The following is a 4,979-nucleotide window of genomic DNA, read 5'->3' as shown; positions in this document are numbered from 1 at the left end:
AGCCAATCGATAGTATGCTTGATCTCTGCAAGTTCAGTTTCTTGGAGCCGGAGGCAGGGATCAGCATAAAAATTATCCAAAAAGCTCAATACAAACAGACGGTCCTTGTTGGTTTGGTTTAGAAGGTAAAAATCCTCAGTGAATAGGATACTCCCACCTTTTAAAGGTTGCCAGGCTTCAAACTCATGCACCTGATTGGGTGAAATAAAAAAAAGGCTTTGGGGTGCTATTTCATAGGTCTTGTAATCAATGGTCTGCCGGCTGTTTCCTTCCTCTATCCAAATGATTTCGTAAAAGGTATGCTTATGGACATCATCCACCTCCGGTTCTATCATATCTTCAAAGCGCATGATTTCAAATTCGGTGGAATTGTCCGGTTCATTGATAAAGTGGCCTATTGTGTAGTGAGGGAAGTATTGGTTCATATTTTAAAATTTTATCTTAGATGACAGCTTTTAGATTCAAAATTTAAAATCAATTCTATAAAGTATACAATGAAAATCAATAGAAGTCATCCCCATGACATATATTCAAATATTGGCAATTTAGTTTTGTTGCATATCAATTTCAAAAAGAATGAAAAAGTCAATTTTAATAGCAATTGTGTTTTTATCGCAATTAACCATGGCACAAAGTCCATGGGTTGCTGAAAAGGGAAATGGATTTTTCCAATTGGGAGGTAGCTTTATCGGTCCCTACAATACATTGTTCACCGATCAAAACGAGGACTTTATTACAAGTCGGAATCTAACTGATTTAACCTTCCAAATTTACGGAGAGTATGGTTTGGGAAAGGGTTGGGAAACATTTTTCGCCTTGCCATTTGTGATACAGACAAGTGGTGAATTAAGCGAAAATCCAAGTTTAAATCCCACTATCGAAAGGGGAAACCATTCTGCTCTGGGAAATATTGAATGGGGGATCAAAAAAGTCCTGTACAACAAAGAATTAATCGTATCTGCTGCAATCAGAACTGAAGTTAAAACTTCCAGCTTTGATGAAGCGACCGGTCTCAGAAGTGGGTATGGTGCTTGGGGGATAGCCCCATCAATTATGGTTGGTCAAGGTACGGATAGATTCTATGCCTTTTTATCAACTGGCCCAACTCTCAGATCAGATGGCTATAGTTCTGAATGGAGAATCCAAGCAGAGGGGGGTTACAAATTAGGAAGCAATTCTTATGTGATGCTCAATATTTTCATTGTGGAAAGCTTCCGGAATGGGGAAGTTGAACTTCCTAATAGTAATCTGGAAACTGGCTTTTTTGTCAATAACCAAAGCTTTTTCTCCTTCGGTCCAAAACTACTTACCCAATTCACTGATCATATCGGATTGACCGGAGCGGTTTATTTTGCTGCCAGCGGAAACCAGGTTGCAAAATCCCCTTCTGTCAATCTGGGGGTATTTAAAAAATTTTAATGGTCACTTTTATAAGCCAAAGTAGAACGGGCTATTCCGAAACTCTCAGGTAATTCCATATACCCAAGTTCAAGACAGGCCAGTTTCAACAAAGCCTGATGATGGATACAATGCTCCAAATTGTAAAGGATTTCCCTGAAATAAGAAGATTTTAGCTCAATTTTTTTTCCTTCTACTTTGTGGCAAAGCAGTATCTCTTTATCAGGTTTTAAAATACCCTTTTTTATCAATTCAATTTTTTCCAACGCCATATTTTTTTCCGAATCCAATGTTTTGTCTCTTTCCCTTTTGTCATAATTGATTTTCCCATCCTCATATTGATCGATCAGGCAAATGTAAAACTCCAGGATATGCCTGCAATGTTGTCCGATGCTCGATGTCTTCAAAGCAGGGGATAATTCTTTATAATTATGGGATTGGATCTGGATGAGCATATCTTCCAATTCTCCCAAGACTTCCAGATTTGCACTCAATAAGGTATGATTCAATAGTTGCATTTTGCTGAAAATTTAATTTATGTTCTTCTAATAATTTTCGTGTGAGGATTAATGCTATCTTCCATACTGTCTTCAAAACAGGGAAAAAGAATTTTCCAAAAAGAACTAACATACAGGTTTAAAAATAAGCCAAGCCCAAAATTTGAATTGTATCCCAAGCGACATTGATAGAATAATCTGAAAAGCTGTGCATCACACATGAAGTTTTTGGGATTTTCTTGACTTTCTGAACTGAAGAAAATTACTCCACAATTTTTTTATATCCGGTCTGTATCCATTTCTTAGACTGGTTTTGGCAATATGGGACATGAGGGTAAAATGATGCTTTATAGATGACAATGCCTCAGAATAAGCAATATCCGGACTGTAGATATGGATAGGTTCAGAGTTGCAGCCATTGACTTCAATGATCTTTATCCGAGTGACATTCCATAGATCCTCCCATTCACCAACTTTTACATCCAACCTTCCATAATTAAATCCTTCAAAATGGCTGCAGATTACATCAAAAGTTTGGACCATTGATTCATCAATAAATCCGGAGCAATCGAGAAAAGCAGCCCCTTTACAATGGTTTCCTTTTTGACTCAATTTCACCTTTTCACCTTTCTGCGGAATATAACTTGAATCAATTTTCTTGTCCACCTCCCCGGTATATCTCCTTACTCTTGGATGAAGTCTGATCAGTTCCCCAATTGAGAGCTTCCCATCTCCGATTACCTGAAGAGGTATCTTAAGTGCCAAAGAGCTGATATTGGGCAAACCGGAAATGGGATGCCTTTGAAAAAAGACCCCGAATTCAATTCCCTTTTCGATGTTTTCCTGGATTAAATAGTTTCCTGCATACTTGTCGGAAAAATATTGGTGAAGGGCATTCAAATCATCAATCACCTCTACCTCCCTACCTCTTTCTCCGAAATCAGGTTTGGCTATCAGCGGAAAATTTATTTGGTTTTGGTCTACAATGGATATGATATCATCTATACCCAAGGGGCATGTTGTAAGAATTGTCTTTGGGGTATTTGCTGTATTAAAAAACTTTAAGACTTCAAATTTTGAGCTATCAAAAAGCCCCCCGTTTTGCATGCCGGGATTTACTGCTTCAAAAAATCCGATATTTCTAAGCCGCATTGCCGAAAGGACTCCAAGAATATACATGGGTAAATGAATCCACCAAGCTGGACCAAATTCAAACGAATTGCTCAACTTGGTGGGATCTTCCATTCCGAACCATTTCGGCTTTTCCAAAGTGGGGTGGGTAGCAACTTTTATCATTTCTTATCGCTTTTATTTTTCAAAGCTTTCCAGTTTTCATCGCCTTTTTTGATAAGAATATCTGTGTTTTCTGACCATTGCTTTTGGATTTTTTGATTGTAGTTCAGGTATAGCTTGTCGTTGACTATAGCCCAGGCCGTGGGAGAGATGGAAACCTTATACCCCTCTGCCAATCCAAAGGCACAATAACCCCCGTATTGTGGGAGATATTTCTGTGGGTTTTCTTTGAACATTTCCAAATGTTGCTGGGAGGAAAAGTACCATTTTACCCCACCATTTTGTGTCTGGAATGAGGCTGAACCTTTTGTAGGCTCTCCCAAGGTGAAATAAGCAACAGGGTCATAGCCTTTGATCGCAATGTTCTTTTCTGCAAAGATATCGGTATGCTGATCCTGACAAAAACTGTTTGAAACCAGGAAGAATAAGGCCAATGTCGTAACAATGGCTAAAGCTGAATTTTTCATAAGTAAATTTTAATCTAAATATCCTGACAGACTTTTGAATTGATTGTCTTCGGAGCGACAACAAAAGAATATTCCCGGAAAATTTTCAGGATTTCTGTCAGGAGACCCCAAATGTAATTTGGAAGACAATTTTAGACTTATACCACTTTTACTTTTAGGCAAAATTTATTCAGACTTAAATCTATTAAGCACATGATAAAGTATGGTAATCTAATCATTCCATTATTGATTTTCTCTCTGATCTGTATTGGAATACAGCAGGTCAATGCCCAAGATTATGGTATCCCAAAAATCAGTCAATCGTTCGATGTAGCCCTTGCAGGAGGTTCAGGCAATGTTTTCTCAGGCTCCGTTTCCTGGAACCGAACCCATGGGTTGTTTGCCACTCATAAGTTTCGGCTGGGGTACGGGTTTCGTTTCCACGGCTTGGGCGGTTCGGAATTGACCTATATTTCTACACCTTTGAGATTGACTTCCCAGGAGTCCACCATAGATTCTCTTGTAATCGCCCGTCCTTTGACATTGGGCATCAGTGCCCTGATTTCAATTCAATATCATTTTAGCCCCAAATTCCATATTGGGTTCAATATTGATGCCCTTGGTGTTGGGTTTGGAAGATCAGGTGAATCCACATTTATTTCCTCTTCAAACAATGGTTCTTTTCCGGAAAGGATATCTGCTTCCCCTACCGGATATAATGTATTGCTGGGAGGTGATAATGACATAGGACAGCTTAAATCAGAAATGTACATAGGCTATGCCCTTAATGAAAAATTTGGGCTAAGGGTTGGGTTTGATTACACTTTCTCGGAATACACTACTGAGAGAAAACTTACCAATGATAATGACAGGTTTAGATATAAGGCTCCTCTTGCCTTTTTAGGACTTTCATATTTTCCCTCAAAAAAATAATTAATAAAACGAATCAAGAAAAATAACACTGAAATGAAAACAAATAGACTCGATATTTTCACATCCTTTATTTTCCTTATGATTCTTTTTTTCATGGGAGGATTTAATTTTCCTAACGAAGGAGAAAGTCAACGAAAGGAAGAGTATGTGAAGTTCAGGATAAAAAACATGGGATTTAATGTCGATGGAGAATTCAGCAATTTCACAAAATCAGTTTCCTACAACAAACAAAACCCGGAGTTCAGCATGTTTAAAGGAACTATCAGTGGTGCTTCCATCAATACCGGTATCAAAAAGAGAGATGAACATCTGCGGGGCGAAGAATACTTCCACATTGAAAAGTTCGGGCAAATCGCCTTTGAGTCAACATCTGTCAAGAAAACGGGTGTAAATGAAATGAAGGTAACAGGCT

At 38.3% G+C, this 4,979-nt stretch carries 7 protein-coding genes; 3 read left to right on the top strand and 4 right to left on the bottom strand.

The window, feature by feature from the left end; all coding sequences use genetic code 11:
- On the bottom strand, window positions 1-425 hold a 425-nt coding region (locus tag ACEW8O_RS23315), incomplete at its 3' end, for an AraC family ligand binding domain-containing protein (protein WP_373497034.1).
- A gap of 151 nt (window positions 426-576) precedes the next feature.
- Here ACEW8O_RS23315 and ACEW8O_RS23310 point away from each other — a divergent pair.
- A complete protein-coding gene (locus ACEW8O_RS23310) occupies window positions 577-1,419 on the top strand; it encodes a hypothetical protein (RefSeq protein ID WP_373497033.1) in 843 nt (280 codons plus the stop codon).
- Here ACEW8O_RS23310 and ACEW8O_RS23305 read toward each other — a convergent pair.
- The 3 genes from ACEW8O_RS23305 to ACEW8O_RS23295 all read right to left on the bottom strand — a co-directional run bounded on the left by ACEW8O_RS23305 (window position 1,416) and on the right by ACEW8O_RS23295 (window position 3,655).
- On the bottom strand, window positions 1,416-1,916 hold the full coding sequence (locus tag ACEW8O_RS23305; protein ID WP_373497032.1) for a hypothetical protein: 501 nt from the start codon (window positions 1,914-1,916) through the stop codon (window positions 1,416-1,418). The two genes, ACEW8O_RS23310 and ACEW8O_RS23305, sit on opposite strands and share 4 nt — an antisense overlap.
- Before the next feature lie 192 nt (window positions 1,917-2,108).
- Complete coding sequence (locus tag ACEW8O_RS23300) at window positions 2,109-3,191, bottom strand: hypothetical protein (protein ID WP_373497031.1); 1,083 nt, start codon at window positions 3,189-3,191, stop codon at window positions 2,109-2,111.
- Window positions 3,188-3,655 (bottom strand): YHS domain-containing (seleno)protein, encoded by a 468-nt coding sequence (locus ACEW8O_RS23295; RefSeq protein WP_373497030.1) that lies wholly within the window; start codon window positions 3,653-3,655, stop codon window positions 3,188-3,190. The genes ACEW8O_RS23300 and ACEW8O_RS23295 overlap by 4 nt, the downstream gene beginning before the upstream one ends.
- Window positions 3,656-3,847: 192 nt before the next feature.
- Between ACEW8O_RS23295 and ACEW8O_RS23290 the strand changes: the two genes are divergently transcribed.
- Both ACEW8O_RS23290 and ACEW8O_RS23285 read left to right on the top strand, forming a co-directional pair.
- On the top strand, window positions 3,848-4,567 hold the full coding sequence (locus ACEW8O_RS23290) for a hypothetical protein (protein ID WP_373497029.1): 720 nt from the start codon (window positions 3,848-3,850) through the stop codon (window positions 4,565-4,567).
- A gap of 33 nt (window positions 4,568-4,600) precedes the next feature.
- Window positions 4,601-4,979: YceI family protein (locus tag ACEW8O_RS23285; protein ID WP_373497028.1), on the top strand; the 379-nt coding region annotated here is incomplete at its 3' end.

This window comes from Aquiflexum sp. (genome assembly GCF_041749095.1).
Classification (GTDB): Bacteria; Bacteroidota; Bacteroidia; order Cytophagales; family Cyclobacteriaceae; genus Aquiflexum.
This window is presented reverse-complemented; position numbering and strand designations above follow the sequence as displayed.

What these genes read in the sequence shown, in the direction of transcription:
- ACEW8O_RS23310 (WP_373497033.1), top strand. Translation starts at nt 577, where the DNA reads ATGAAAAAGTCAATTTTAATAGCAATTGTGTTTTTATCGCAATTAACC.
- ACEW8O_RS23305 (WP_373497032.1), bottom strand. Translation starts at nt 1,916, where the DNA reads ATGCAACTATTGAATCATACCTTATTGAGTGCAAATCTGGAAGTCTTG.
- ACEW8O_RS23300 (WP_373497031.1), bottom strand. Translation starts at nt 3,191, where the DNA reads ATGATAAAAGTTGCTACCCACCCCACTTTGGAAAAGCCGAAATGGTTC.
- ACEW8O_RS23295 (WP_373497030.1), bottom strand. Translation starts at nt 3,655, where the DNA reads ATGAAAAATTCAGCTTTAGCCATTGTTACGACATTGGCCTTATTCTTC.
- ACEW8O_RS23290 (WP_373497029.1), top strand. Translation starts at nt 3,848, where the DNA reads ATGATAAAGTATGGTAATCTAATCATTCCATTATTGATTTTCTCTCTG.